Origin of the sequence: Brevibacillus nitrificans (genome assembly GCF_003710965.1) — a bacterium.
Lineage (GTDB): Bacteria > Bacillota > Bacilli > Brevibacillales > Brevibacillaceae > Brevibacillus > Brevibacillus centrosporus.
Genome location: NZ_RHHU01000002.1, coordinates 75,378 through 101,749, shown reverse-complemented (window position 1 = coordinate 101,749; position 26,372 = coordinate 75,378). Strand labels below are relative to the sequence as shown.

At 48.0% G+C, this 26,372-nt stretch carries 17 protein-coding genes and 1 riboswitch; of the genes, 16 read left to right on the top strand and 1 reads right to left on the bottom strand.

What is annotated here, in order from left to right:
• The first annotated feature begins 214 nt into the window (after positions 1 to 214).
• A complete protein-coding gene (locus tag EDM59_RS01400) occupies positions 215 to 7,645 on the top strand; it encodes an MSCRAMM family protein (RefSeq protein ID WP_148040816.1) in 7,431 nt (2,476 codons plus the stop codon).
• A gap of 94 nt (positions 7,646 to 7,739) precedes the next feature.
• Here EDM59_RS01400 and EDM59_RS01395 read toward each other — a convergent pair whose 3' ends face one another.
• The gene (locus EDM59_RS01395) at positions 7,740 to 8,501 is read right to left on the bottom strand and encodes a gamma-glutamyl-gamma-aminobutyrate hydrolase family protein (RefSeq protein WP_122921996.1); all 762 of its coding nucleotides are present in this window, start codon (positions 8,499 to 8,501) and stop codon (positions 7,740 to 7,742) included.
• A 328-nt stretch (positions 8,502 to 8,829) separates the two neighbouring features.
• Between EDM59_RS01395 and EDM59_RS01390 the strand changes: the two genes are divergently transcribed.
• The 15 genes from EDM59_RS01390 to EDM59_RS01315 all read left to right on the top strand — a co-directional run bounded on the left by EDM59_RS01390 (position 8,830) and on the right by EDM59_RS01315 (position 26,364).
• Positions 8,830 to 11,115: a S8 family serine peptidase gene (locus EDM59_RS01390; RefSeq protein WP_122921995.1), complete on the top strand. Its 2,286-nt coding sequence runs from the start codon at positions 8,830 to 8,832 to the stop codon at positions 11,113 to 11,115.
• Positions 11,116 to 11,568: 453 nt separating this feature from the next.
• On the top strand, positions 11,569 to 12,510 hold the full coding sequence (locus tag EDM59_RS01385; RefSeq protein WP_122921994.1) for an accessory Sec system S-layer assembly protein: 942 nt from the start codon (positions 11,569 to 11,571) through the stop codon (positions 12,508 to 12,510).
• Positions 12,511 to 12,614: 104 nt separating this feature from the next.
• Entirely contained in the window at positions 12,615 to 13,559 is a 945-nt protein-coding gene (locus EDM59_RS01380; RefSeq protein WP_122921993.1) for an SLAP domain-containing protein, read from the top strand.
• A gap of 44 nt (positions 13,560 to 13,603) precedes the next feature.
• The gene (locus tag EDM59_RS01375) at positions 13,604 to 14,590 is read left to right on the top strand and encodes an SLAP domain-containing protein (protein WP_122921992.1); all 987 of its coding nucleotides are present in this window, start codon (positions 13,604 to 13,606) and stop codon (positions 14,588 to 14,590) included.
• A gap of 228 nt (positions 14,591 to 14,818) precedes the next feature.
• A complete protein-coding gene (locus EDM59_RS01370) occupies positions 14,819 to 17,335 on the top strand; it encodes a S8 family serine peptidase (protein WP_425455910.1) in 2,517 nt (838 codons plus the stop codon).
• A gap of 27 nt (positions 17,336 to 17,362) precedes the next feature.
• Positions 17,363 to 17,809, top strand: a complete 447-nt coding sequence (locus EDM59_RS01365; protein ID WP_092275433.1) for a hypothetical protein — start codon at positions 17,363 to 17,365, stop codon at positions 17,807 to 17,809.
• A gap of 53 nt (positions 17,810 to 17,862) precedes the next feature.
• Positions 17,863 to 17,965, top strand: a riboswitch (SAM riboswitch).
• A 133-nt stretch (positions 17,966 to 18,098) separates the two neighbouring features.
• On the top strand, positions 18,099 to 19,310 hold the full coding sequence (gene metK, locus EDM59_RS01360) for a methionine adenosyltransferase (protein WP_122921990.1): 1,212 nt from the start codon (positions 18,099 to 18,101) through the stop codon (positions 19,308 to 19,310).
• 492 nt (positions 19,311 to 19,802) lie between these two features.
• Entirely contained in the window at positions 19,803 to 20,945 is a 1,143-nt protein-coding gene (locus tag EDM59_RS01350) for a sensor histidine kinase (RefSeq protein ID WP_092275439.1), read from the top strand.
• A gap of 32 nt (positions 20,946 to 20,977) precedes the next feature.
• On the top strand, positions 20,978 to 21,685 hold the full coding sequence (locus EDM59_RS01345; RefSeq protein WP_092275442.1) for a response regulator: 708 nt from the start codon (positions 20,978 to 20,980) through the stop codon (positions 21,683 to 21,685).
• A 50-nt stretch (positions 21,686 to 21,735) separates the two neighbouring features.
• Positions 21,736 to 22,101: a glycosyltransferase family 2 protein gene (locus tag EDM59_RS01340; protein WP_122921988.1), complete on the top strand. Its 366-nt coding sequence runs from the start codon at positions 21,736 to 21,738 to the stop codon at positions 22,099 to 22,101.
• Between the two features lie 121 nt (positions 22,102 to 22,222).
• Positions 22,223 to 24,166, top strand: a complete 1,944-nt coding sequence (locus EDM59_RS01335; protein ID WP_246010854.1) for an ATP-dependent helicase ComFA — start codon at positions 22,223 to 22,225, stop codon at positions 24,164 to 24,166.
• Positions 24,163 to 24,927, top strand: a complete 765-nt coding sequence (locus tag EDM59_RS01330; protein ID WP_122921986.1) for a ComF family protein — start codon at positions 24,163 to 24,165, stop codon at positions 24,925 to 24,927. The genes EDM59_RS01335 and EDM59_RS01330 overlap by 4 nt, the downstream gene beginning before the upstream one ends.
• Positions 24,928 to 25,010: 83 nt before the next feature.
• Positions 25,011 to 25,439, top strand: a complete 429-nt coding sequence (locus tag EDM59_RS01325) for a TIGR03826 family flagellar region protein (protein WP_122921985.1) — start codon at positions 25,011 to 25,013, stop codon at positions 25,437 to 25,439.
• Positions 25,440 to 25,552: 113 nt separating this feature from the next.
• Positions 25,553 to 25,831 (top strand): flagellar biosynthesis anti-sigma factor FlgM, encoded by a 279-nt coding sequence (gene flgM, locus EDM59_RS01320; RefSeq protein ID WP_092275456.1) that lies wholly within the window; start codon positions 25,553 to 25,555, stop codon positions 25,829 to 25,831.
• 41 nt (positions 25,832 to 25,872) lie between these two features.
• Positions 25,873 to 26,364 carry a flagellar protein FlgN gene (locus EDM59_RS01315; RefSeq protein ID WP_122922086.1) on the top strand — a complete coding sequence of 164 codons (492 nt, stop codon included), beginning with the start codon at positions 25,873 to 25,875 and terminating at the stop codon, positions 26,362 to 26,364.
• Positions 26,365 to 26,372: the final 8 nt, after the last annotated feature.

The following is a 26,372-nucleotide window of genomic DNA, read 5'->3' as shown; positions in this document are numbered from 1 at the left end:
TAGCAGGTGTATCTATCCCCTTTTGACAGTAGTCAATACAGGGGATTATTTTATGCTGATTCTTACTAAAATAGAAATAAGTAGGTATTTATTTAAATAGGCCGACACTTTTCGACAGCAGAAAAACAATAGATGAATTAAAATTATTATTGCCGGTTTAATTATGGGTATTATTTCCTGTGAATTTAATCCTAATCAATATGGAGGAATCTATGTGCAACCTATGGCAATGAATGCCAAGAACACTTCACTAAAAAGAATACTATCAGCTGTCCTTTCACTCGCTATGTTTTTTATTCTGATTTTGCCCATACAGGTACATGCAGAAGGAGTAGGCAACAGTATAGCAGACGGGATCACTGTAGCTATTAAAAATTACTATGGAATGACGGATACGGTTACTGTTCAAGGGCTCGCAGGAAGAGATGTTGTAAAAGTTTATTCGGCTTCAAATTCGACAGGGAGACTACTAGGATCGGCGAGTGTTCCAGTTGGGAAAGATAGCGTGGTTATATACATCAGCCAGTTAGGAGCCAAATCCGGGAGTGTTTTTTTAACAGTCACGAGTGTAGGCTCTGCCGAGTCTGCTCGAACTGAATTTATTTTCGATTCAGAAAGTGCTGGCGAAGCTCTTGATGCTGAAAATATTACGATAGTCAACAAAGTAGGATTGGCAGATACGATTGAAGTTATGGAAGTCGCAGCTGGAGACATCATAAAAGTTTACGATGCAGCGGGAGTCAGAGTCTTGTCCACAGGCACCGTAGCAACGGGGAAAAACAATGTGACGCTGAGCGTAGCGCAATTGGGCCAAGGAGCAGGAGCAGTAAAGGTAACGCGCACACAAAGGGGCTACTTGGAGAGCGAAAAAGTAACGAAAGAATACGAAGCCGAGCAAAAAGCCCCACAGGTAGCCTCAGACAAGATTACCATCACGAATCTGGTAGGAGTAGCAGATACAGTCCAAGTAACGGACCTCACCCCAGGGGACATCATTAAGGTCTACGATGCAGCAGGAGTCAAAGTCTTGTCCACAGGCACCGTAGCAACGGGGAAAAACAACGTAATGCTGAGCATAGCGCAATTAGGACAAGGAACAGGTGCCGTAAAAGTAACGCGCACACAGAAAGGCTACTTGGAGAGCGAGAAAGTAACGAAAGAATATGAAGCCGAGCAAAAAGCTCCGGTGGTAGACGCAGAAAAGATTACCATCACGAATCTGGTAGGGGTAGCAGATACAGTCCAAGTAACGGACCTCACCCCAGGGGACATCATTAAGGTCTACGATGCAGCAGGAGTCAAAGTCTTGTCCACAGGCACCGTAGCAACAGGAAAATACAATGTAACGCTGAGCATAGCGCAATTGGGTCAAGGAACAGGTGCCGTAAAAGTAACGCGCACACAGAAAGGCTACTTGGAGAGCGAGAAAGTAACGAAAGAATATGAAGCCGAGCAAAAAGCTCCGGTGGTAGACGCAGACAAGATTACCATCACGAATCTGGTAGGGGTAGCAGATACGGTCCAAGTAACGGACCTCATCCCAGGAGACATCATCAAGGTTTACGATGCAACAGGGGTCAAGGTCTTGTCCACAGGCACTGTAGCAACGGGGAAAAACAATGTAACACTGAGTGTAGCGCAATTGGGCCAAGGAGCAGGAGCAGTAAAGGTAACGCGCACACAAAGGGGCTACTTGGAGAGCGAAAAAGTAACGAAAGAATACGAAGCCGAGCAAAAAGCCCCACAGGTAGCCTCAGACAAGATTACCATCACGAATCTGGTAGGAGTAGCAGATACAGTCCAAGTAACGGACCTCACCCCCGGAGACATCATCAAGGTCTACGAAGCAACAGGGGTCAAGGTCTTGTCCACAGGCACTGTAGCAACGGGGAAAAACAATGTAACACTGAGTGTAGCGCAATTAGGACAAGGAGCAGGAGCCGTAAAAGTAACGCGCACACAGAAAGGTTACTTGGAGAGTGAGAAAGTAACGAAAGAATACGAGGCCGAGCAAAAAGCTCCGGTGGTAGACGCAGAAAAGATTAGCATTACGAATCTCGTAGGGGTAGCAGATACGGTCCAAGTAACGGACCTCACCCCCGGAGACATCATCAAGGTCTACGATGCAGCAGGAGTAAAAGTCTTGGCCACAGGTACCGTAGCAACGGGGAAAAACAATGTGATGTTGAGCGTAGCACAATTAGGCCAAGTAGCGGGAAGTGTAAAAGTAACGCGCACACAAAGGGGTTACTTGGAGAGCGAGAAAGTAACGAAAGAATATGAGGCCGAGCAAAAAGCTACGGTGGTAGCCACAGACAAGATCAGTATCACGAATCTGGTAGGAGTAGCAGATTCGGTCCAAGTAACGGACCTCACCCCAGGGGACATCATTAAGGTCTACGATGCAGCAGGAGTCAAAGTCTTGTCCACAGGCACTGTAGCAACGGGGAAAAACAATGTGATGTTGAGCGTAGCACAATTAGGCCAAGTAGCGGGAAGTGTAAAAGTAACGCGCACACAAAGGGGTTACTTGGAGAGCGAGAAAGTAACGAAAGAATACGAGGCCGAGCAAAAAGCTCCGGTGGTAGACGCAGAAAAGATTAGCATTACGAATCTGGTAGGTGTAGCAGATACAGTCCAAGTAACGGACCTCACCCCCGGAGACATCATCAAGGTTTACGATGCAGCAGGAGTAAAAGTCTTGGCCACAGGCACCGTAACAACGGGAAAATACAATGTAATGCTGAGCATAGCGCAATTGGGTCAAGGAGCGGGAAGTGTAAAAGTAACGCGCACACAAAGAGGCTACTTGGAGAGCGAGAAAGTAACGAAAGAATACGACGAAGAACAGAAAGCCCAGTCTCCAGAAGTAGACAAAATCACTGTCATAAACAACGTAGCCCTGCCTGATACGATCGAAGTACAGGGCATACAACCGAGTGATGTCGTGAAAGTTTACAATGCTGAAGGAACAAAATTGTTGGGTTCCGCTACTGTTGCTAGTGGAAAGACCTCCGCTATCGTGAGCGTAGCACAATTGGGTCAATCATCTGGCATTGTGCACGTGACTTTGACTCGAAAGGGCTACTTGGAAAGTGTACGAGTAGAGAAAGAATATGGCGCAGAAGCTCAAACAGACCCGCTGTCTGGTGACCAAATCACAATCACAAATAAAAAAGGTCAGCCCGACGTCATTGAAGTGAAAGAACTAAAAACTGGCGATATAGTCAAAGTCTATAATTCTCCAGATGCAGCTGCCAAGCTAATAGGGTCTGCTACTGTACCGAGTGGGAAAACATCGGTGTCCATCACCATCGCACAGCTTGGACAGGGGGCAGGGAATGCTTATCTTTCCCGTACAGAAAAAGGGAAAGTAGAGAGTGAAAGAGTGTCTAAAGGATTTTACTCAGAAGGACAGCTGATTGAGGCTATTGGTAAAGTGAATGCAGCAATTATTTATGAGGGGCAGCCCTTTAAAGATTACGATGCTGCTTTTCTAGCTATGGAAAAAGCTTTAGAAAATCCCGTGCTTGCTCTGGATTTCGGACAGCTGTATTCGGGGTTCAGCGATGGACACAAGGATTCTGTCTTCGAACGAATGGGAATGAAAGCATATGCGAAACCATTCCAAACGAGGGACGAAATTCAGCTGGCATTAACCCAAATTATTCAGAATGTATATGATCGACTGCCAGCTTACCAAGAAGGACAGAAGTATGTTCGATCGGTAACGATAGCGTCAGACGTCGAAGTAGGGACAATTTTAAACGATCGTCTAATTAAACTGTTGGATGGCAAAGAATCGAATCCTAAGATTCAAATGCTGGTAAGTGTAGAAGGTGGGGAGACGTCAAATCCGAAACCTGCTCAGTACTTATCGATAGACGCTAAAGGCACAATTAAGCTCAAGCAAAAAAATAAAACCACACAAGCAGTGGTAGAACGTGTGCTCATTAAATTTGTTAACCTTACAGGCAGCTATGGTCTCTATGTAAATGTCCGTTTGTTGCCAATCGAACAGAATGAAATGGTACAAGCGATCGAGAAAGTAAATGAAGCTATTTATAGTAGCAATGCAACATATGAAGAGAGACAAGCAGCATTTAAAAGAATGCTAGAAGCACTTCAATCTGATGTTCTGGATCTGGACTTTGGAAAAGAGTTCGATTCCATGACAAACCAAGAAAAGGATGATGTCGCTTACAATCTCATCTACAGAATTACACGTGTAAAACCATTCGTTACAAAAGCCGAAATTCAAACAGAGCTAGCAATCTCCATTCGAGAAGTATTAGAAGGACGAATGATTTACCAAGAAATGTCGAAGTATTTCGATTCTGTTGTTGTGGATCGTTCTGCTTTGCCAAATGATGAAGTTCCATTGCTTCAAACGAAAAATCCTAATCCCACCATCTTGGTGCAGATGGATCATATCGCAGATGAGAACTATCAGGAAATAAAAGACTCGGAGTATTTATCTGTATACGCAGGTAACCGAGTACTCCTGAAAAAGAAAAATACAACAGATCGAGCAGTAGTTCAAATGGTTGTTTTGCGATTTACCAGCGATAACATTCAAACTGTTTTCTATAAAAATATCAAAGTAAAGATTCTCCCTGTAATCAGTTCAGAAGAAGCTGAAGCGATCGAGAACATCAATGCGGTGGCGCGAAGAGTGATTACCAATCCTATGGAGTTCACGGAAGCCATCCGGCTGATGCTTGAAGCTTTAGAGTCCCCTACACTGGCTTTAGATTTTGGGCAGCGGTATGAGAGCTTTACTGACGAGCAAAAGGAGATGCTGGCTTCCGAGGTAATGAATCTAGCAGAGTCAGATCCATTTAGCTCCAAAGTTGAAGTCCAAGATTCCCTTTCTCGGTGGATTCAAGCGATCGTTGATAGGCAGCCAATTGAAGATGAGATCGAAAAGTATAAAACCTCAATCGTATTGAATAGTGAGGTTTTGAAAGAGACGGATGTTACCGATCTTATTGTTCAGCTAAATCCGGGAGAAGTCAAAAATCCTGACATCTACGTAAAGGTAGATTCCGTAAATGGAAAAAATGGAGAAGCAGCACAGTATTTAAAAACTTCGAATGGAAGAATACTAGTTGCGCAACAAAATAATACGACAAGCTCAATTTTTGAGAATGCTATAGTAAGTCTTTCAACTAGCGGTACAAATCACACGTTGTTTTTGACGATCAACGTTAAAATCCTCCCAGTTATTAGTGCGGAGGAAGCAGAAGTCATTGCAAAAGTGAATGAGATTAGATATAAGCCGAATGGATCAGCAAATGAATACGAGGCTGTCATCAACCAGATGAAACAAGCTATTTCAGACCCATTAATAGGAGTAGATGTTAGTAACACGGGGTTGACTGATGAAGGACTAAAAAGCGTTATCGAACAAATGATCTATCTTGTCAGCACGAATCAGCCTTTTAACAGTGTGAAGGAAGTTCAGGATTGCTTTATTCAGAAGGTTAAAGAACAAAAGGAAATACAACCAATCTTTGATGAAATGGAAAAATATTATTTTGATACTGCATTGGACTTTGGAGTGATGCCGGAAGCGGATGTAACCAATCAAGTATTAAGAATGGTAGCGGGAGCACAAAGGAATCCTGATGTGCAGGTGCGAATTCAAAGAATTTTTGGAGGAAGTAGGGATATACCCACGCCATCTGAATACCTCAAATTAAAAAATGGAAAGATCATACTGATGAAGCAGAATACATCAACTCATGTTATAACAGAATTTGTTTATGTTTCATTTTCTAATGGTGCAGATGCTAGTTTTGGAGATTATATAACAGTACGGATTGCCCCAAACTTAATATCTGATGAAATTGAAGCTTTAAATCGAATCAACGCTATTAGAGTAAACGACTGGAATAACGCAGACGAAGTAAGCGCAGCTAGAGAAGCTATGATAGAGGCGCTGATGTCCCCCCTGCTTGCTCTGCATTTTGGAGATGTATTTGATGGATTCTCTGATCGTGCCAAAGAGCATGTCTACTGGGATATTGTATCGAGAGTAAAATTTCAGGCATTCATGAGTATAGAAGAACTTCAAGCTGCTTTAGATGATGCGATTAATAAAGCTGCGAATACAGAGCTTACTTTTATTGAGTCTGACAAATATGTAAGAACGGCAACAATCTCAGGAACAGTACAAGCGGGATCCGATGTTACGGCAGAAGTTGTTCGATTATTAGATGGAGAAGAAGCAAATTCAGCATTTAAGGTATGGGTGAATAACACGGAAGGAGCAGGAGGGAATGATCAGCCGTCTCTCTACCTGGAGCTAGATGAGGAAGGAAGGGTAAAGCTCAAAAATGTGAACCTAACAGGCACACCGATAGTCGAGCACGTCCACTTGTGGTTTAAGAACAATTCTAATAATGGCAGTACAATAACTGTAGGCATTCGAGTAGATGTAACAATTGAGCCTAGTGTAGGAAGTAATGAAATCAGTGAAGAAGAGGCAATTGCAAAAATTAACGCAGTGTCCATCAGTGATAGCCCAACCGAAACTGAACGTACAGATGCAGTGAACGCAATGAAAGAGGCCTTAATGTTGCCAGTTCTTGGTCTGAGATTTGGAGAGATATTTGAGGGTCTCTCTAATCAATCGAAGGAGCGCGTCTATTTGTTCATGATATCCAGAGTAAAAAATGAACCACTTAGGAGCAAAGAAGAGGTTCAGATTACCCTAGATGAAGGAATCCTGCTTGCTGTGAATATGGACATCGTGATTACAGAGTCTGAAAAATACGCAAGAGTGGCAACCATTTCAGGAACGATACAAACGGGTGCCGATGTTACAGAAGAAGTTGTTCGATTAGAAAATGGCGAGGAAGCAGATCCAGAAGTACAGGTATCGGTTAACAGTACGGAAGGAACAGGGGGAAATAATCAACCTTCTGTCTACTTGGAAGTGGATGAGGAAGGCAAGTTAAAACTGAAGAAGACGAATCAAACAGACGCGCCAATAGTCGAACATGTCCAATTATGGTTTACGAAAAATTACAATGGTAATTCAACTACTGTAGGGGTACGGGTTGATGTCACTATCGATCCTAGTATGGAAATAAACCGCACCAGTGAAAGTAGAGAAGCTGAGGCTGTTGCAAAAGGAAACGCAGTTATCAGTGAGAACCCGAGCGATGCTCAGCAGGATGTGAATGAGTCCAACGATAGCACTGATGATCAATTTCTAACGGAGCGGGAAGCTGAGAAATATGTTATGCATGCTTCCATCTCCAACGAAGTCATGGCAGGTGACGACATTACTGATCAGATCATTCGATTAGCAGGAGGGAGCGCGGCAAACCCGGAAGCCCAAGTAACCATTGAGTATGTAGAGGGCCAAGGAGGGGATCAAGAACCTTCTGAATACCTTTCCACTGATGAACATGGGCGAATATTCCTGAAACAAATGAACAGCACAGAGGAAACTGTCACGGAATATGTGCATCTAAAGTTTTCCCTTGGACGCATGGCAGCAAGAGTGAGGGTAAAAGTGGAAATTGAACCACAGCCGGAAGTGAAATCAATGGAAGCAGACGAAGATGGGTTTGTAGGTACGGAGAATCAAGAAACAACGGGTGAAGAGGCAGAGAAAGTAGAACAAATGTAAATGGAGAAGGAGATCGAGCTATATCGATCTCCTTCTTTGCTTTTTGTATGAATGCAGTCTCTTAGAAGCTCATTTGCACTCTGGAAACCGTTCCTCACACCTCCAGCCTCTCGCAACACGCCTGCACAAAAGCTTCAAACAGCCTCAAGTACTCGTCATGGCGATCAATCATCATTTCAGGATGCCACTGGACAGCAACGACGAAACGCTCACCTTTTGCCTCGATGCCTTCCACCAATCCATCCGGAGCGGTCATAGTAACCTTTAGACCTTGTCCCAGCTTATTCACCGCCTGATGATTAAAGCTGTTTACCCAAAGCTCCTGCGTCTGAAAAATAGCTTCGAGTCGTGAGCCTGGCAGGATCGCTGCAGGATGCGTGGGGTGGTATTTGGGAGCGTGCTTTAATGTGTGCGGCATTCCCTCTGGGCGTTCCAATTGCAAGTCTTGGTAAAGCGTACCGCCCATCGCTACATTCAGCAGCTGACTGCCACGGCAAATTCCGAGCACGGGTAGATTGGTTTCATTCAGAACCTTTTTGATGAGCGCGATCTCGTGCTTGTCGCGCTTGGGATCAATCTCTCCCAGACCGGGTCTCGGCAGCTCGCCGTAATAGGTGGGCTCGATGTCAGAGCCGCCGCTGAACAATACGCCGTTAAGAACAGACAAGAGGGGATGGAGCGTCTCTGGGGAGTCTGTCACCGGCAAGATGACAGGAACACCTCCACTTCGTTCAATGGCTTTGACGTAATCATCGGCGAGCACCTGCCATTCCTGGCCAGGTAAACCGAGGCCGCTCTTGGTTCCTACGGTGTCATCAAGCGTGTAGTTGGCACAAATACCAATCAAGGGCTTCATTTCCCTTTCCTCCTAACCTGTGGATCAGTCTGTCAGCATACAATCATCACGCTAAGTAGCTGCTTTTTTAGAAGTAATATTACGAATATTGTAACACATGGGCACTCCACAATAGACACCATTCGCGAGGCAAAACGGGACGGCTATATAATAAGGAAGGTACTCGTATAATGAAAATGTATAGCCATGTTTATGTGGGAGAAGGGCCCTTCTCTATTTCTTTTCTAAAGTAAATCAAACACTTTCCTAGTACACTGGAGAATAGCAGACAAACAAGTTTGCGTGACTTCAATAAAGGGTACGAAAAACAGAGAAGAAAAAGGGGAGAGTGAGAACAATCGTCGCGAAACTAGGCTTTAAACCATTTTTGCTCGCTCTGGCTGTATGCAGCTTGTCCGTTCAAACGGGAATGACACCTGTATACGCTGCTTCCACGGATACGGATACACCTTCGCTTTCACAGGAAGCAGCGGGCGTTCCCACAAGCGAAACGGGAGAATACATCGTCAAGTTCCGTGAAGGGTCGTCCCAGCAAACGATGAAGCTGCGCTCGATGACGAAGGGAGCCGTCTACACGGAACAAACTGACCAGCACATGCTCATCCGCTTAGATGGCAGGACGGATGCGGACGTTTTGAATTCCTTGGCGACGGATCCGCAGGTCGAGTACATTGAGCCGAATATGCGCATGTATGCTACTTCCACGATCGACGATACATACTATTCAGAACAATGGGGCTTGGGTCAGATTCAGGCACCAGAGGCATGGGAAGAAGTCACTGGAGACGCGCAAGTCACGGTAGCTGTCATCGATACGGGCGTAGACTACAGTCACCCGGATTTGAAGGGCAGAGTGGATACGGCAAATGACTACGACTACGTCCATCAAGACAAGGATGCGAAGGATGACGAAGGACATGGAACGCATGTGGCCGGGATCATCGCAGCCAAGCTAAACTCAGAAGGAATAGCGGGGGTAACCGGAAACAGCTCGGTTAAAATTCTCCCATTGAAGGTGTTAGATGAAAATGGAGAAGGAGACCTCTACGACGTAGCGAGCGCCATTATGGATGCAGCGGATTTAGGAGCTGATGTGATCAACCTGAGCCTAGGAGCAGAGCTTGGGGACAATCAGAAAAAGGCACCGCAAACGCTGGTGGACGCTATTAAGTACGCGATGAAAAAAGGGGCCTTGGTCGTGGCGGCAGCTGGCAACGAAAGCTCCAACGCCGACCGCTTCGTTCCCGCATCCATCGCGGGAGTGGTTACGGTGAGCGCGATTGATTCGGACAAGAAGCTTGCTGACTTCTCGAACTACGGCTCCAGTGTAGATATCGCAGCTCCGGGTGTTGACATCCTCAGTACGTATCCTGGAGGCAACTATGTGTACGCGAGCGGGACTTCCCAAGCGACTCCGTTTGTGTCCGGGGTTGCAGCACTGCTCAAGGCAAAGGAACCTGACTTGACCGTAGAAGAGCTTACAGATCGTCTGCTAGCGACCGCTACGGACTTAGGCAAGACTGGGCGAGATTCGTTATACGGATATGGTCTGGTTAATGCCTATCGGGCCGTACAGGCGGATTCTTCTGATTCAGACCTGCCTGATGAACCGGTCAGTGTAAAAAGCGTGAAGGCGGATAAAAGTAAGCTGTCCTTGTCCCCAAACCATCCGGGGACCATCACGCTGACAGCCACGATGACAGACGGCTCCAAGGCTGCTGTAGCTGCCAAAGACGTCGAATGGAAAACAAACAATAAAAAGATTGCTGTCGTAGAAAATGGAGTGGTGACCGCAACCGGGATAGGAAAGACGAGCATTACCGCTGCCTATCAGGGGAAAACCGTCTCCATTCCCGTAGAAATTGTACTCACGAAGCTTGCAGCATCCAAAACATCACTCACGATGAAGCCGGACGGAAATGCGACGGTGCAGCTGACAGCGACGTTTGGAGACAAAAGTCAAACAGAGCTCTCACCAGATGAAGTCGAGTGGACAACGCAGGATAAGGATATTGCAGTTGTTCAGGATGGGGTGATTACGGCCAAAAACATTGGCAGCACCTACATTGTAGCGTCATACGCAGGCAAAAGCGTGAAAATACGGGTAAGTGTCAGCATGACCAAGCTAGTCGCCAGTGCGAGTAAGCTGCTTTTAAAGCCGGATGAATCGGCTCCCATCGAGATTATTGCTGTCTATGGGGAGGACCAGGAAGTAGTCACCTCCGATGTAGAGTGGAAGACTGCCGATGCGGGTGTGGCCGTCTACAAGGATGGCGAGATCGTTGCAAAAGGCTTTGGATCTACCACGATCACGGCATCCTACAGGGGGAAATCTGTAAAGATCAGCATCGATACTCGGCTAAAGCAGCTGCAGGCAGATCAGACACGACTGTCCCTGCAGGTGGACCAAACCGTTACTCCCGTGCTGAAAGCGACCTTTAGCGATGGCTCGAGCGAGCAAATAGAGGACGGAATCTCTTGGACCTCCTCGAATGAGAAAGTAGCAACCGTAGCAAAGAGCGGGGAAATCACTGCAAAAGCAAAGGGGACCGCAACAATTACAGCACGGTATGGAGGGAAATCGATTCGAATTTCCCTCACAGTAAAAGAATAGAGCCAAAGGAAGCATAAAAAACCGCCAGACAGCAATAGTCTGGCGGTTGTCCTATCTTTTAAAGAAAATGGGAAGAGAGTAAAAAATGGCCAGCTGAGGAGGTCAGCTGGCGATATGTATCCCCAAGAAATTCATTTATCATCATTATTTTAACAATAGAGAGCATTTATGTAAACCTTATGCGTATCTGGTAAATAATTCATTATTACTGAAGGCGAAATATCCCATAAGCATTGCCTGCCATTCCTTGACATCGCCTATGCTTACAGGTATCCTTACAAATATTACCCATCGGTCGGATGCGAGTGCAGAGGGACGCCTCTGCTATGCAAATGAACAGGCTTTCATGAGTCGGAATGCCAACTTTTCAAGGTTGCAAAAGGGTGGCACTGTGCTATAGTGAATGACGAACAGAACTCTATATAGATGTAGAGAAAAGTTGGGAGAGACGTTATGTTATCCTTCTTAAAAAATTTACTCGGGAATACTCCCACATCTGAAGAGATTAAACAGCAAGTGAAAGAGGAATCGGTTTTATCTGTGGCTCCTGAGAAGTCACCTCAGGATAAACCGCAAGGGCGAACTGCGGTTGCTGGTGTGGTTACTTCCCTTTCCCTGCATCCATCATGGGAAAATAACCTGAGCTCGCAGGAGAGATATGCACTTTCCTTTATGGCGCAGGAGATGGAACCTTTAGCCGAGGATACCTATTCTCTGGCAGGCACCTCACTTGTTCCTCATGAAGCGGGAGTAGAAGTAACGGCATTTATCCGCAATGGTTCCGATCGTCCGCTCAAGCTTGGCGAGATGACCCTTGTCATATTATTCGGGGATCAACAGTTGTTTACTCGCCAGAAATTCGATTTGGCTGAAATAGGTGAGATTCCGCCGCGATCTGCAAGACCGTGGTCGTTTGTGTTTGAACGTGAGCATTTTCTGCAAGTGGATGTATTGCTTACAAGCTGGAAATTAGCTTTTGAAATCGCACAAAAAAAGATGGTTCTGCCGCAGCAGCTTGAGTTGGAAGAGTCGTGGATTCGCTCTCTTTCAGATGAACAGAAGAACGCACTGATTGAGCTCGCGAAACGTCTACCTTCTATTAAAGAAGGGGAGGTTAATATTCAAAGCATGCAGCTTCGCCGTGATGAATCTGGTGCCTTGAATGTCATGCTCTTGATTCGCAACGGGTCTACGCAATCGCTCTCTTTTGAAAAGCTGCCTCTGGTGTTGTATGATGCGACTGGCGACAAAGCAGCAGAAGGCTTGTTTGAATTAGGCAGTCTGACGGTAAACGCGAATACGAGCAAACCATGGCTGTTCATCTTCCCGCCTGAGAGTATCCAGAAACAAGAAGCAGATTTTTCGCGCTGGAAGGTCAGTGTGCCACAGGGCTAAAGGGAAGAATAAGGTTGGCAAGAGTCATTTGCTCGGGTTCATTTCAAAGGTTATGATATTATTGTAGAGTTTCGGTCGCGTCCGGACGTGTGAGGAGGTAACACATGTTTTCATTCTTAAAGAACTGGTTTGGGAAAAATGAAAGTGAATTGAAGAAAGAGCTTCAGGAAGAAGCAGCCATTGACTTCCATGAGTTGAGCGATACGGAAGTGGATATGGAGAACAACTCGATCACCAAAACAGCACCAGCAGCTACAAAGGTTCATACGGAGCTATCCCTGCACCCAGTGTGGGAACAAGAGCTTGATGCTGAGAAGAAGTACACCCTTCGCTTTCTGCAGGCCGAATTGCCTGATATGGTGAGAGGACAGATCAGCGTAACCGGTTTTAGCATGATTCCGGGCCCAAATGGGTTGACGGTAACCATGTTCTTCCGCAACTCGTTGGATCATCCGGTACGTTTCAAAAATATTCGCATGGCTATTTATCTGGATGATAAGCCATTTGCGAGAATGAATGTAGATTTGTCTGAAATGGGAGCGATCCCTCCACGCTCGAGCCGTCCTTGGGAAATGCTGTTCCCAGAAGAGTCCTTCCTACATGACAACTTCGCGTTCAAGCGCTGGAAAGTAGTTATGAAAGCAGGGAAGAGCTCGCATGTTTGGCCAAAACATCTCGAATTGGATCCAGAGATGGAAAAACGCATGACAGAGCGACAAAAAGATCGGTTGGAAGCGTTGACTCAATCTTTACCACCAGTGCCTGCGGATACGGTGCAAGTGACTGGCTTTGACATTGCCTTGGCAAAGGATGGCCGGCTGGTAGCAGGCATGCTGTTCCGCAACGGCATGAGAGAAATGTACAACCCGGAAAAAATTGAGCTTACCATCTCTGATCAAGAGGGAGATGTAGTAGCGAAGGGTTCCGTGGATGCAAGCACGGTCAAAGTAAAGCCTGGCCACAGTCGTCCGTGGATTATCGTATTCCCGCCGAATGCCGTAAAAAAACCAAATGCGAACCTGCGCAGATGGGTGCTGGAAGTAAAGTAGCACGAGTAAAGTTCATTCTGCTGCAGGGCTTGGGAGGTTGACATATGAGTTGGTTATTGGAAAATTGGTTTGGATCAAAGGAAAGTCTGGAGCAAGTGCGCGAGGATATTCACGAGCATTTGCATAAAGAATTTTATTTGGGTGTCTCCGGGATTGATAATCCGGAGCAGTCCTCTACCCGGATTCCATCTACGGAGCTGGAATTGGTCGTGGATGGACCATGGGACAACAAGCTGGAAGAAACGGAAGCAGAACTGCTGCAATATATTCACGACGAGCTGCCAGCAGTGGTACGTGACGAGGTTGGAGTTGTTCCTTTCTTTACACAAGTAACAGAGGATGGCTATCTGGTACTCACCTATATTCGCAACGCTACAAACAGAAGCGTTTTGCTGCAAAAGCTGCCTTTAACGCTGATCACGAATGAAGGCGAAGTTGTCGCGAAGAAGACCTTCGACTTGATTCCAGCAGGTCCAATTGGCGATTTGACCAGCCGTCCTTTTGAATTCCTGTTTCGCTGGGACGAATTCAGCAAGCTTCCCGAGCAGGAAGTTCCTCTGACGTTGACTTATCAAAAACCTGCTACGCCAAAAGCAGTGGAAGAGATGACGCAAGGTCTGACGAAGGAAGAGAACGAGAAGTACTTGAAGCAAGCAAAGGAACATTCACCGCTTGCAGCCGGTCAGGTTGACCTGCAGGTGCTCGATATCACGAAAGGCGAAGAGGACGGTCTTCGAGTGATTGTAGCGTTCCGCAACGGTTTGGAAAAACGTCTGGAATTCACGGAAGTGCCGATTATCGTCAACGATGAGGAAGGCAACAACGTGGCTCGTATCCAATACACCTTGGCAAACATGAAGGTAGAGGCGAATAGCAACCGCGTGTGGGCATTCGATATTCCTTCGACGTCGATCAAACAAGACGATTATGATGTGAGCAAGCTGACAGCCGTCATCCCAAAGGCACGTCAAAGTAAAAAGCAACCAGCTGTTAATCCGACAGTGGAGAACAATAAAGGCTTATTGCAATAATGAAAAAACCCTTTTTGCCCACGGTGAAAAGGGTTTTTCTACTAGCTAAAAATTCCAAATATTGGATATTCGAACTTGCATGTCTCCCTTTCGTTCCGCTATGCTTAGAAAAGAAGTAGAATACCTGAATTCCTTTTAGACTGCACCTTCGGCAGGGGAGAGAAGGAAGGACTGTTTTTCATGAGGAAATGGACACGAGCAGCGTTTGCGCTCGCGATAGGCTTCACGATGACGCTGGTTGATGTGAAGCCGATGGTAGCTTTCGCTGATTCCAATGATCGCTACTACGATAACCAGCAGCATCTCACCCAGATTCGAGCAGACAAGGCATGGCAAACAGTAAACAGCAATACAGCAATGACTATTGCGGTACTGGATACTGGTGCAGACTACAATCATCCGGATCTGAAAGGGAATTTGTTACCTGGCATCAATCTTGTGAACGCGGGACGTTCCGCACAGGACGACAACGGGCATGGTACGGAAGTCACTGGCGTATTGGCGGCTAAGGGGAACAACGGCATCGGTGTTTCAGGTGTCTTGTGGAACGCGAAAGTTTTGCCGATTAAAGTATTGGACAGCAGGGCAGTCGCTGATTTGGATGTCGTAGCGAGGGGCATTAATACTGCGCTGGACCGAGGAGCCAAGGTAATCCTCATGTCTGTGAGCAGCATGTCCTATTCCAAAGCGCTGACCAATGCCGTTAACCGTGCAGAGGCGAGCGGGGCTGTACTGATTGCAGCAAGTGGAAACGAGGGGAACCGTGTTGCTTATCCGGCTGCTTATCCAACCGTGATAGCTGTAGGGGGAGTAAAAAGCAACAACGAGCCTATCTACGAGTCGAACTCAGGGCCAGAGCTGAATTTGATGGCACCGGGCCTAAATGTTTACACGACCAAGCTTGGCAGCACATACGGCTCTTTTAGCGGCACGTCTGCTGCTGCACCTCAAGTGGCTGGCGCTGCGGCTTTGATCATGGCACGTTATCCCAAGCTAAGGCCAATCGATGTGAGGCAGCTGCTTTATCAAACGGCGACTAATCTGGGCGAAAGCGGATGGGACAAGCGTACGGGCTACGGATTGCTCAACGTGGAAAAAGCAGTCACCTCAGCGATGTCTCAGGACTTTTTAGAGCCAAACAATGTATTGTCGCGTGCCAAGGCATTTCCGATCGAGCAGCAAATACGTGGAAATCTCGGTCCGAACGACACGACTGACTGGTTTAAAATGGACGTCCCCTATGATGGAAGAGTCAGCTTTACGGCATCGGTGAATTCGACTGTATCTTCCCCGATGGCGGCTACCTTTTATTCAGAAAATCGGACGCCGGTCACACACTACATCGGAAATGGCGACACGATAACCGTTTCGGCAAAAGCGGGTCGCATGGACATCAGGCTCGTGCGAAATGGGGGCGTAAATGCCTTTTCCTACGTGCTTACCAGCAGATTCAGCATCAACCCGGACCGCAATGAGCCGAATGACACCAGTGGAACGGCCAGACCGCTTGTGGGCAACCAGATCAGCGTGAACGGAAGCTTTCATAAGGAGGGAGATCAAGACTGGTTCTCCTACTATGTCCGCGAATATGGGCATCTGGATGTGACGGTGACACCAGACAACAAGCGTATGGACCCGGTACTTGCGATCGGCAAGCAGGGCCAGGGAAATAGCACGACATGGGATCAGCTGTATGATAACGGTGATCGTGACGACCCAGCGGAGCATGCATCCAAAGAGGTATCTCCTGGTAAATACCTCCTCCGCGTGAGTGAGTACGAGCAAAATGCAGTGAATGGCGAATACAGGCTGGACTTGAGCTTTACGCCTGTGAAAAAAGATGTAAACGAGCCGAATGACGCGTATCGTCAGGCATCCTATCTGGCAGGTGGTACCGTCATGACAGGGACGCTGCCGACCACTACCGATTCTGACTGGTTCCAATTTACTGTCGGTTCAGAGTCGTACGTCTATGTTCGCGCTCCCTTTATCCCGGTCTCATCCGGCATGAGAATCGCCTTGTACAGCGCAAATAATTTCAATTATGCATTGGCCTCCACGAACGAAGTGGCAGAGCTTTCGGACCAAGGCAAGGATATTTTCGGACTGCGTTTGCAGCCTGGCAAGTATTATATTCGTTTGAACAGTGGCGTTCCGTTTAAATACGACGCCTACCGTTTGACCGTAAACCAGCAGGTGCTGGTCGGTGGGTATCGAGATATTTCCAGTCACTGGGCCCGTTCTGAGATCGTCCGCCTAAGCAATCGAGGGATTGTCAAAGGCTTTGCAGACGCCACGTTCAAGCCAAATCAGGCTGTGACACGCGCGCAGTTTGCGACGATGCTGATTTCGGCGATGCGCTCGGATGGGTTGCCAGTAGCTTCCTCTTATACGGGCAAAACGACCTTCCGTGATCTGCCGAAAAAGCACTGGGCGTATAACAACATGGGGATCGCTTATCAGGTAGGCATCATGAAAGGCTACCCGAACAAGCAGATGAAGCCCGATCAGCCGATCACCCGTGCGGAGATGGCTTCCATGATTGCCCGTGCGCACAATGTACTGCTGTACAAGCGCAGCACATCCAGCTATCGGGATGTACCGACCAGTCACTGGGCTTCCCCAGCCATTGAGGCATTGACCTCACGCGATTGGTTGAACGGTTATGGTTCTACGTTCAAGCCACAGGGTATTGCCACTCGGGCAGAGGTTGTGGTATTGATTACAAAAGCTTATAAATTTTAACCGCAAAATCTGGGGAGGATAAAAAGGATGAAACCAGTCACAAAAGGCCTGCTCGCAGCTGCGATTGGGGGAACAGCAATATTTGCCTCTCAGGCGATGGCAGATGGCGTGGGAGGCGTACCCGGCTCTGTAGACGATCCTGTGGTTACCAAAAGCTACGTCGACCAGCAAATTCAGGCAGCCGGCGGTGGAGGCAGTACGCTGACAGTCGTTGAGGTAAATCCTGGACAGACGCTGTACGGCTTTGAAGGCACAGAATTTATTGTTCGCACAGGAAAAGTACAAGCTGTAGCGGGCAACAATGGAGACGGTCTGACTGACCTGACAGCGGGTGTAGACCTTCGCGGTGGAGCTGTGGTCGGTACGAACCACCTGCTTCTGATTGCCCGTTCTGACAACCGCGGATTGCGTCTCGCACCTGGTTACGATGGGATTTCTCACGTGATGGTTCGAGGGAAATATACGCTCCGATAAAAGTCTATTGACACCATAGAGAAAAACAATTATTCTATAATCCGTAATGGATACTCTTATCCAGAGCAGGCGGAGGGACTGGCCCTATGAAGCCCGGCAACCGACGAAAGAGCGGTGCTAACCAGCAGAACGGACATCTGTTCTGGCCGATAAGAGGATGAAGGAAGCATAAAGCGCTCAAACCTTTTCCTCCGACTTGTTGGAAAAGGTTTTTTTATTGCGTTTACGTCGATAAAATCCTGACTCGGCTACCACACTATTTGTATGAGGTCAAAGGAGGTATTTTCTCATGGCTTTGCAAAAAGGTCGTCGTCTGTTCACATCTGAATCCGTAACCGAAGGACATCCGGATAAAATTTGTGACCAAATTTCCGATTCCATCTTGGATGCGATCCTGTCCAAGGATCCAAACGCTCGTGTCGCTTGCGAAACATCCGTAACAACAGGTCTCGTACTGGTTGCTGGTGAAATCACCACAAATACCTACGTAGACATTCAAAAGCTGGTTCGCGAAACCATTCGCGGCATTGGCTACGATCGTGCGAAATTTGGTTTTGACGCTGATACTTGCGGTGTAATTACTGCAATCGGCGAACAGTCTGCTGACATTGCTCTTGGCGTTGACCAAGCTCTGGAAGCACGTGAAGGTCAAATGTCCGACGCTGAAATCGAAGCAATCGGTGCTGGTGACCAAGGTCTGATGTTCGGATTTGCTTGCAACGAGACACCTGAACTGATGCCGCTGCCAATCAGCATGGCGCACCAACTGGCTCGCCGCCTGACAGAAGTACGCAAAAACGATACCCTGTCTTACCTGCGTCCAGATGGAAAAACGCAAGTAACGGTTGAATACGACGGTGACAAGCCAGTTCGTATCGACACCATCGTTATTTCTACCCAACACGCTCCTGAGACTACTTTGGAGCAAATCAAGAAAGACCTCGTAGAGCACGTAATCAAGCCTGTTGTTCCTGCTGAATTGCTGGACGCGGATACGAAATACTTCATCAACCCAACGGGCCGTTTCGTAATTGGCGGACCACAAGGGGATGCTGGCTTGACTGGCCGCAAAATCATCGTAGATACCTACGGCGGTTATGCACGTCATGGCGGCGGTGCGTTCTCCGGTAAAGATCCAACAAAAGTGGACCGTTCCGGCGCATACGCTGCTCGTTATGTAGCGAAAAACATCGTAGCTGCAGGTCTGGCTGACAAGTGCGAAGTTCAAGTGGCTTATGCCATTGGGGTAGCACAGCCTGTATCGATCGCAGTCGATACTTTTGGCACAGGAACCGTTTCCGAAGAAGATTTGGTAAAATTGGTTCGTAAACATTTTGACCTGCGTCCTGCTGGTATCATTAAGCAACTGGACCTGCGTCGTCCGATTTACAAACAAACTGCAGCGTATGGTCACTTCGGCCGCAACGACCTGAATGTTCCTTGGGAGCAAACAGACAAAGCAGATGCACTGAAGCAAGATGCTGCTGCACTCGTGAAATAAGAAGGAACAGACGAAAGAGCCTAGTTTATCCGCTAGGCTCTTTTTTTGTTTGGTAACAATTTGTGTGCTTCTAAGGCTTGGTGCGGTCAAATTGTCTACTCTTCGTGCGCGCCGTCCATTTATTGGGGAGCCGATCACAAAGGATTTTGTAGGACTATGTCGAATCATCTTATGAGGGAAGTAAAGGAGGAGTATTGGCTGAATAGAGGCTCTTCCTTTTTGCAGATAAACAATTTGATCGAAAACGTGACCGTTGGAATCATGGGAGAGGGATCGAAAGAAAAAAATGTGCCTGAAGTGCAACCTTTTCCCCATGTTGATACGTCTATAAGCATAAGCGTAGCCAAGAGTGCTGAGCCAAACGTCATGCCCTAAAAAAAAGCAACAACAAAACCGAAACAATAGTATAGAGATTTTGGTAGTTGTATGGACGAAAGCGATCCTCCATCAGCTGTTCACGAAAGCGAAATACTTGATTGAAGGAGAGCAATCATGAACAAGGCGATTGACATTAGCGTGCTCGATGGAGTTATTAAACGAACGATTGAAACGGTAGAAACAAGCAAAACCCAAATATTTGATATAGCAGAAAACGCAAGACAGCAAGGGAATTCGTTAAAGCTCGATTTGCATGAGCTGCGTCAGGAAATTTCAAAAGTCATTCAAAAGGTAGATGCGCTGGAACTGGCGTATCGCAAATCACGCAACCGTCTTGCCTTGGTAAGCCGCAACTTTCAGATGTACACGGAGGAAGACATCCGGATTGCCTATGAAGAAGCGAGCCGGATCCAGGTCGAGCTGTCGATTTATCGGGAGCGGGAAAACAACCTGAAGCGTAGACGCAATGATTTGGAGCGTCAGCTGCGTACGCTGGAAGAGACCATCGATCGTGCGGAAAAGCTAGTGTCCCAGATGGGAGTGGTTTTGGGTTACCTCACTGGTGATCTGAGCAAGATCGGAGAAGCGTTGGAATCAGCCAAGCAGCATCAATTGATGGGGTTGAAAGTCATCCAGGCGCAGGAGGAAGAACGCAAGCGGGTAGCGCGTGAAATCCATGATGGTCCTGCACAGTCGATGGCGAATGTAGTGTTGCGCTCGGAGATCGTTGAAAAAATGTTAAAGAACGAACGGATTCTGGAAGCACAGATGGAGTTGCATGAGCTGAAAGAAATGGTTCGGATGAGCTTGGCCGATGTGAGAAGAATCATTTTCGACCTGCGCCCAATGGCATTGGATGATCTAGGCCTGGTACCAACATTGCAGAAATACATACAAACTTGCGAAGAGCGTATCGAGTCTTCCATTGATCTGGTAGTATTTGGTGTGGAGCCTCCACTTCGCAGCTCCGTGAAAGCCGCAATTTTCCGTTTGGTTCAGGAATGTCTGAACAATGTGGAAAAGCATGCGCGAGCAAACACGGTTCAAGTGAAGCTGGAATTTGTACAGGAGTCCTTGAGTCTGGTAGTAAAGGACGACGGTGTCGGCTTTGATCTGGAGAAGAGATTGGCAAACGGCGGCTCGTTCGGTTTGCTGGGCATGAAAGAGCGTGTTCAGCTGCTGGAGGGCTCTGTTGAAATGCAATCGGCGCCAGGTGAAGGAACGAAGGTTATTTTTCAAATACCGCTTAAAATGTGAAAAAATATAGAACTTACACAGGGGGATGAGTCATGGATAAGAGACAGCAAGAGCTCCGTATCGTGATTGTGGACGACCATCAATTGTTTCGCGAAGGCGTGAAGCGCATTTTAGAAATGGAAAACGATTTTAAGGTTGTCGGCGAAGGAGCAGACGGTGGAGAGGCTGCCCTGCTGGCAGAAGAGCATAAGCCAGACGTATTGCTGATGGACATCAACATGCCGAATATCAACGGGGTTTCCGCAGCGGAGAATGTGATTTCGGTAAGTCCAAATACGCGTGTGATCATGCTCTCGATTCATGATGACGAAGGCTATGTATATCGCACGCTTCGCTCCGGTGCTTCCGGCTACCTGCTGAAAGAAATGGGGACGAGCGACCTCGTAGACGCTGTGCGCGTTGTAGCAAGCGGTGGCGCTTATATCCATCCAAAAGTAACGGGCAAGCTGATCGAGGAATTCCGCCGCTTGAGTGAGCAGGAAGGGGCGGCAGAACGCAGCTTCTCCCTGGATGACTCGCAGATGATCGATCCAAAAGTGATCGAGTCTTTGACACGCCGCGAGCGTGAAGTGCTGCAGCTGATGGCAGAAGGCAAAAGCAACCGGGCTATCGGGGAGTTTTTGTTCATCAGTGAGAAAACGGTAAAGAATCACGTCAGCAGCATTTTGCAAAAGCTGAATGTGCAAGACCGTACGCAGGCAGTGGTTATCTCCATTAAAAACGGTTGGGTGAAACTGTAGCGAAAAAAGGCTGTCCGGCATACCTTGTTAGTGGAGGAGGTATGACCGTGATGGAAGAACTTCTACTGTGGCTGTTAGCGGCATATGGCTGCTCCTCTTTGCTTGTGCTTTTGGCTGACAAATGGGCGAGAAGCATGAAAAGGGATGCAGAAATCCCGCAGCAGCACTACAAAGTATTGGTACGGGATTCCGAGCAAGTGCTGGAGAGAGTGATTCGACGCTTGCTGTTTCGTTCCTATTGGAGTGGCAAGCCTATCCGCATATCCTTGATTGACGCTGGATCATCAGATCATACCAGGCGTATGGTCAGTATCTACGAGCGCCACCCGTACTTCTTTCGCTTATTGGAAGAAGGACAGGAGGAGCTGAATCAGTCAGACATCGTCATTGATTTGCGACAGGAATCCAGTACATGAAAAAATGGCACAAAAAGCACTGCTCACGGGCGGTGCTTTTTTTCGTACAGAAATATTTGCTGACTCTCCCTGTCTTTTTGCACACTGAGGGCAAATGAGATCGATTCGGGAGGGAAGCTCTGTGCGCGAGTATTTGCTCTATATCAAGACGGGAGCTGAAAAGATGCTGTCTGCACAAGCCTATGTGACTCCCTGCTTTGCCGTAGATCAGTCGTTTTGGCAAGAGCGGGAGGGGTGCCAGCTGCACGTCATCGGAAAGAGTCCTTCACTAGCGCTGGCTTTTTCGTTGCGGGAGATTGTCAACGCACGCCTGGAGGAGAAGTACGGGACTTCCCATCCGATGAGCGAGGAAGGACTTGCCGAATTGCGGGAGCTGGCCGTACAGCAGGTGCGGGAGACAGCTGTCCTTTACGGGCGTGACATGGCGGGAGTGGAACCGTCAAGACCTGAATGGTTTACGTGGGAGACGGGGGATTGGTCGGTCTCGGTATGCCCCGAGATAGGGGGAGACGATGGGCAAAAGCTGAAGCTGCGCTTGGCGACTGAGACAATTCAAAAGGTCCTCGACGGCCGTGCCTTGCTATGGGAGGAGGCTGAGACGCTGCTCTTGAAAAAAGAGGCTCCTATTCACGACCTGACTGCCGTTTTGCAGAGGCTGGTTTTGTCCGAGCGAGCACAGTGGCGGCCGGGAATACGTTTCGCGATTAAAAAGAGCTGGTGGAAGCATCGGTTGGAAATGAGCTGCGAAAGGTGCGGGAGCAGGGAAAAGGAGATTGAATACACCGTATGCCATTCCTGCGGGCAGGGCTGCGCTTACTGCACGGTATGCCTGGGGATGGGCCGAAGCAAGTGCTGCACGCCGTACTTGCTGGTTCCCGCGACGAGGGAGGCAGCAGTCAGCGACAAGCGTGAAGCAGGGCGGAAGGCATCGCGGCTGCACTGGTTGGGCAGCTTTTCCCGCGATCAGGCGGTAGCAGCAGAACAGGCAAGAAGGTACGTGGCCAATCAACGCCCTGGTTTGTCGCAGTTTCTTATTTGGGCTGTTTGTGGAGCGGGCAAGACCGAGCTTCTTTTTCCATCGATCGAAGAGGCGTTATCGACGGGAGGCAGGGTTCTGATCGCGACTCCCCGCAAGGATGTGGTTCTAGAGCTTGCTCCGCGCTTGCAACGGGTCTTTCCTGATGCTCGTGTCATTGCTGTCCATGGATCCAGTCTGGAAAAGTGGGAGGAAGCGGATATTACGATTGCGACCACACATCAGGTCATGCGCTATTATCAACGCTTTCCGCTCGTGGTACTCGATGAGGTGGATGCTTTCCCATACCACAACAATCCAATGCTGGAGAGGGCAATAGCAAGAGCGGTAAAGCCCGAAGGAAGGCTGCTTTTTTTGAGCGCCACTCCCCCGCAGTACCTCCAAAAAAGACTGGTAGCCGAAAGGAAAGAGAAGCTCGTTTTAAAAAGGGCCAAACTCCCACTCCTGCGGTCCTCTACCCATGTACTGCTGCCTGGGCGCTATCATGGTTCTGCGCTCCCGGTCCCACGCATCGAGACCATCCCAGGCTTGCACAAGCGCATGCGGACAAACAGGCCTATCTCCTCCTTGTTGAAAATCGTACGAAGCACGCTCGCGGAGGGGAGGCAGCTGTTCTTGTTTGTTCCGCGTATTGATGATGTGGAGCGTGTCCTTGCCTATTTGACGACTTTCTTTCCGGACTTGGCCTCCCAAATGGCAGGTGTACATGCTGCCGATCCACAGCGTGACGAGGAGGTCCGTTCTTTCCGGGAAAAGCGTTACCGTCTCATGGTAACAACCACGATTTTGGAGAGAGGCGTCACGATCCCGCGAAGTGATGTTGTGGTGCTCGGAGCAGAGGCTCCTGTTTTTGACGAAGCATCCCTGGTACAAATTGCGGGACGAGTAGGACGGTCCAGCGATGATCCTACGGGTGTAGTGCTGTTTCTGCAGGCTGAGCGCGCTGCCCCTCCAAAAGCGGCAGTCAAGCAGATCAAGCGCATGAACCAGCTTGCGAACCTGCAAGGGGCACAGGAGGAAAGAGCATGAGAAACGATACTTGCCTAGGCTGTGGCGGTCACTTAAACGAGCGAGTAAAAGAGTCGGCTGTTCGCAGTCTGGCGGGTCAGCTAGCCAGTCGAACGCGCTATCCGGTTATGTATCGTTTGGTAGCTGGCTTGGCGCTATGTGGAATCTGTATGAATCAGCTGCCCGTAATGCTTGGACCAAGCTGTCTGCAATGTGGGCGGGAAGGAAGCCAATTGTGTTCGGATTGTCATAATATCACGGCAGAAACACTTCAAAGCAACCGTAGTTTGCTCCGATATAATGAATGGGGAAAAAATTTGCTGAGCACGTTTAAATATCGCGGCGAGGAACGATTGGCTGCCTTTTTTGCCAAGCTGTTAACGATTGCGTTTTATCGTTATTACGAAGGGATCGCGTTTGATTGCATCACGACAGTCCCTCTTCATGCCCAACGTTTGCAGGAGAGAGGCTTCAATCAGGTTGATCTCCTGGCAAAGCGGCTGAGTGCCGATCTAGGAATCCCTGTTCGCTCGCTTCTGGTCCGTACCAAAATGACCGCCAAACTAAGCCAGCAGGCAGGACGTACCGCTCGTGTAGAAAGCATGGAGGGTGCGTTTTCGTGGGCGGGTGAGCGTGTCCCAAAGAACATGTCTGGTTCATACCGCGTTCTTTTGCTGGATGATATTTACACGACAGGATCTACATTGCGTTCATGTGCAAAAACAATCCTTGCACACGCAGGTCCCCATGGCAGCATTTATTCCCTGACGATCTATCGATAGCCAGTCTGTGAAAACTGGAGTATCATGAGAACATACATCAAGTTGAACGGAAAATTTATGGAAGGAATGTAGGGGGTGGCATTATGTCCTTGGGCAAACTTGCCAATTGTTCACGCTGTGATGCACTTTTTGTACAAGCTGTCCGCGATATTTGTCCGAAGTGCTATCAGCAAGTAGAACAGGAGTATGAGCTGTGTGCGCGGTTTTTGCGCAAACGGGAAAATCGCGGCTCTAACATTTACCAGGTGAGTGAAGCAACTGGCGTCAGTGTGAAGCAAATCACGAAATTTATTAAAGAAGGTCGTATATCTATTGCTGGCAACCCGCACCTCGGATATCCATGCGAGCGTTGCGGTTCCTTGATACACACCGGTAATCTTTGTGATACATGCATTGATAGTTTGAAGCATGATATCACGCAGGACTTGGAAGTCATGAGACGTCTTGATGAGGAGAAAAATCCAGGGAATTCGACAGCGGCCTATCGAGGAAAGAGGAATACTGACGAATAGTTTTGTAACAAAAAAACTAATCGGGCGCAGCGAAATTGCCGATGATACTACTAAGAAGTATCATCGGTTTTTTACATCATTCATGTCCGGTGGTTTGAGAGGATGGTTTTCACATGCGGATTAATGAGCCCAATCGTATCGGTATGATCAATGCCTATAACAAGACTGGCAATTCCCAGGTAGGTAAATCCGGCAAGATCCCGATGGGGAAAGATGAAGTGAACATTTCTACCGAGGCGTTGGAAATGCTGAAGCAGCTGGAAGATCCAGATTCGCCGCAGCGTCGGGAAAAAGTGGATCAACTGAAAAAGCAGGTAGAAGAGGGAACGTATCGCGTGCCGAGTGAAAAAATCGCAGAGAAATTCCTGTCCTTCTGGCAAAAGAACAAATAGGCTCTCTAGGGAAGACGAGGGAGAATACAACGATGACGAAAATGGACATGCTCTACGAGCTGCTCGACAACTTGATCCAGTTGCACAAGGCCTTGTACACCTTGGCTACGCACAAGAAAGAGGTGCTGGTTAAAGGAAATGTGAATGAGCTTGTGGCGATAACGAGCCAAGAGCAAAAGTTGATCAAGGGAATTACAGCAGCAGAAACAGCCCGTCTGAATGTAGTAAGAGAGCTGACAACCGAAAAAGGCTTTACGCTGCAGGAAGGCACACTGGCTGAATTGATCAAGTTGACGACCAGTGCGGAAGAGAAAACGCGACTGACCGCCTGTCGCAATGAACTGAGCCGGATTGTTTACGAACTGCGTGATGCGAATGAACTGAATCAGCAGTTGCTAAAGCAATCCCTTTCTTTTGTAAACATGACGCTCGACCTGATCACCGATACACCGGAGGACGATTTCATATACGGAAATCCTGCCTCCGAAGGCTATCGTCAGGCAAATCGAACTTTTTTTAATAAAAAAGCGTAAAGAGGTGT

Excerpts from the sequence above, each read along its gene's own strand:
- EDM59_RS01350 (WP_092275439.1), top strand. The coding sequence starts at position 19,803 with ATGAACAAGGCGATTGACATTAGCGTGCTCGATGGAGTTATTAAACGA.
- EDM59_RS01365 (WP_092275433.1), top strand. The coding sequence starts at position 17,363 with ATGAAACCAGTCACAAAAGGCCTGCTCGCAGCTGCGATTGGGGGAACA.
- EDM59_RS01375 (WP_122921992.1), top strand. The coding sequence starts at position 13,604 with ATGAGTTGGTTATTGGAAAATTGGTTTGGATCAAAGGAAAGTCTGGAG.
- metK (WP_122921990.1), top strand. The coding sequence starts at position 18,099 with ATGGCTTTGCAAAAAGGTCGTCGTCTGTTCACATCTGAATCCGTAACC.
- EDM59_RS01315 (WP_122922086.1), top strand. The coding sequence starts at position 25,873 with ATGGACATGCTCTACGAGCTGCTCGACAACTTGATCCAGTTGCACAAG.
- EDM59_RS01380 (WP_122921993.1), top strand. The coding sequence starts at position 12,615 with ATGTTTTCATTCTTAAAGAACTGGTTTGGGAAAAATGAAAGTGAATTG.
- EDM59_RS01370 (WP_425455910.1), top strand. The coding sequence starts at position 14,819 with ATGACGCTGGTTGATGTGAAGCCGATGGTAGCTTTCGCTGATTCCAAT.
- EDM59_RS01385 (WP_122921994.1), top strand. The coding sequence starts at position 11,569 with ATGTTATCCTTCTTAAAAAATTTACTCGGGAATACTCCCACATCTGAA.
- EDM59_RS01325 (WP_122921985.1), top strand. The coding sequence starts at position 25,011 with ATGTCCTTGGGCAAACTTGCCAATTGTTCACGCTGTGATGCACTTTTT.
- EDM59_RS01330 (WP_122921986.1), top strand. The coding sequence starts at position 24,163 with ATGAGAAACGATACTTGCCTAGGCTGTGGCGGTCACTTAAACGAGCGA.
- EDM59_RS01345 (WP_092275442.1), top strand. The coding sequence starts at position 20,978 with ATGGATAAGAGACAGCAAGAGCTCCGTATCGTGATTGTGGACGACCAT.
- EDM59_RS01395 (WP_122921996.1), bottom strand. The coding sequence starts at position 8,501 with ATGAAGCCCTTGATTGGTATTTGTGCCAACTACACGCTTGATGACACC.
- flgM (WP_092275456.1), top strand. The coding sequence starts at position 25,553 with ATGCGGATTAATGAGCCCAATCGTATCGGTATGATCAATGCCTATAAC.
- EDM59_RS01340 (WP_122921988.1), top strand. The coding sequence starts at position 21,736 with ATGGAAGAACTTCTACTGTGGCTGTTAGCGGCATATGGCTGCTCCTCT.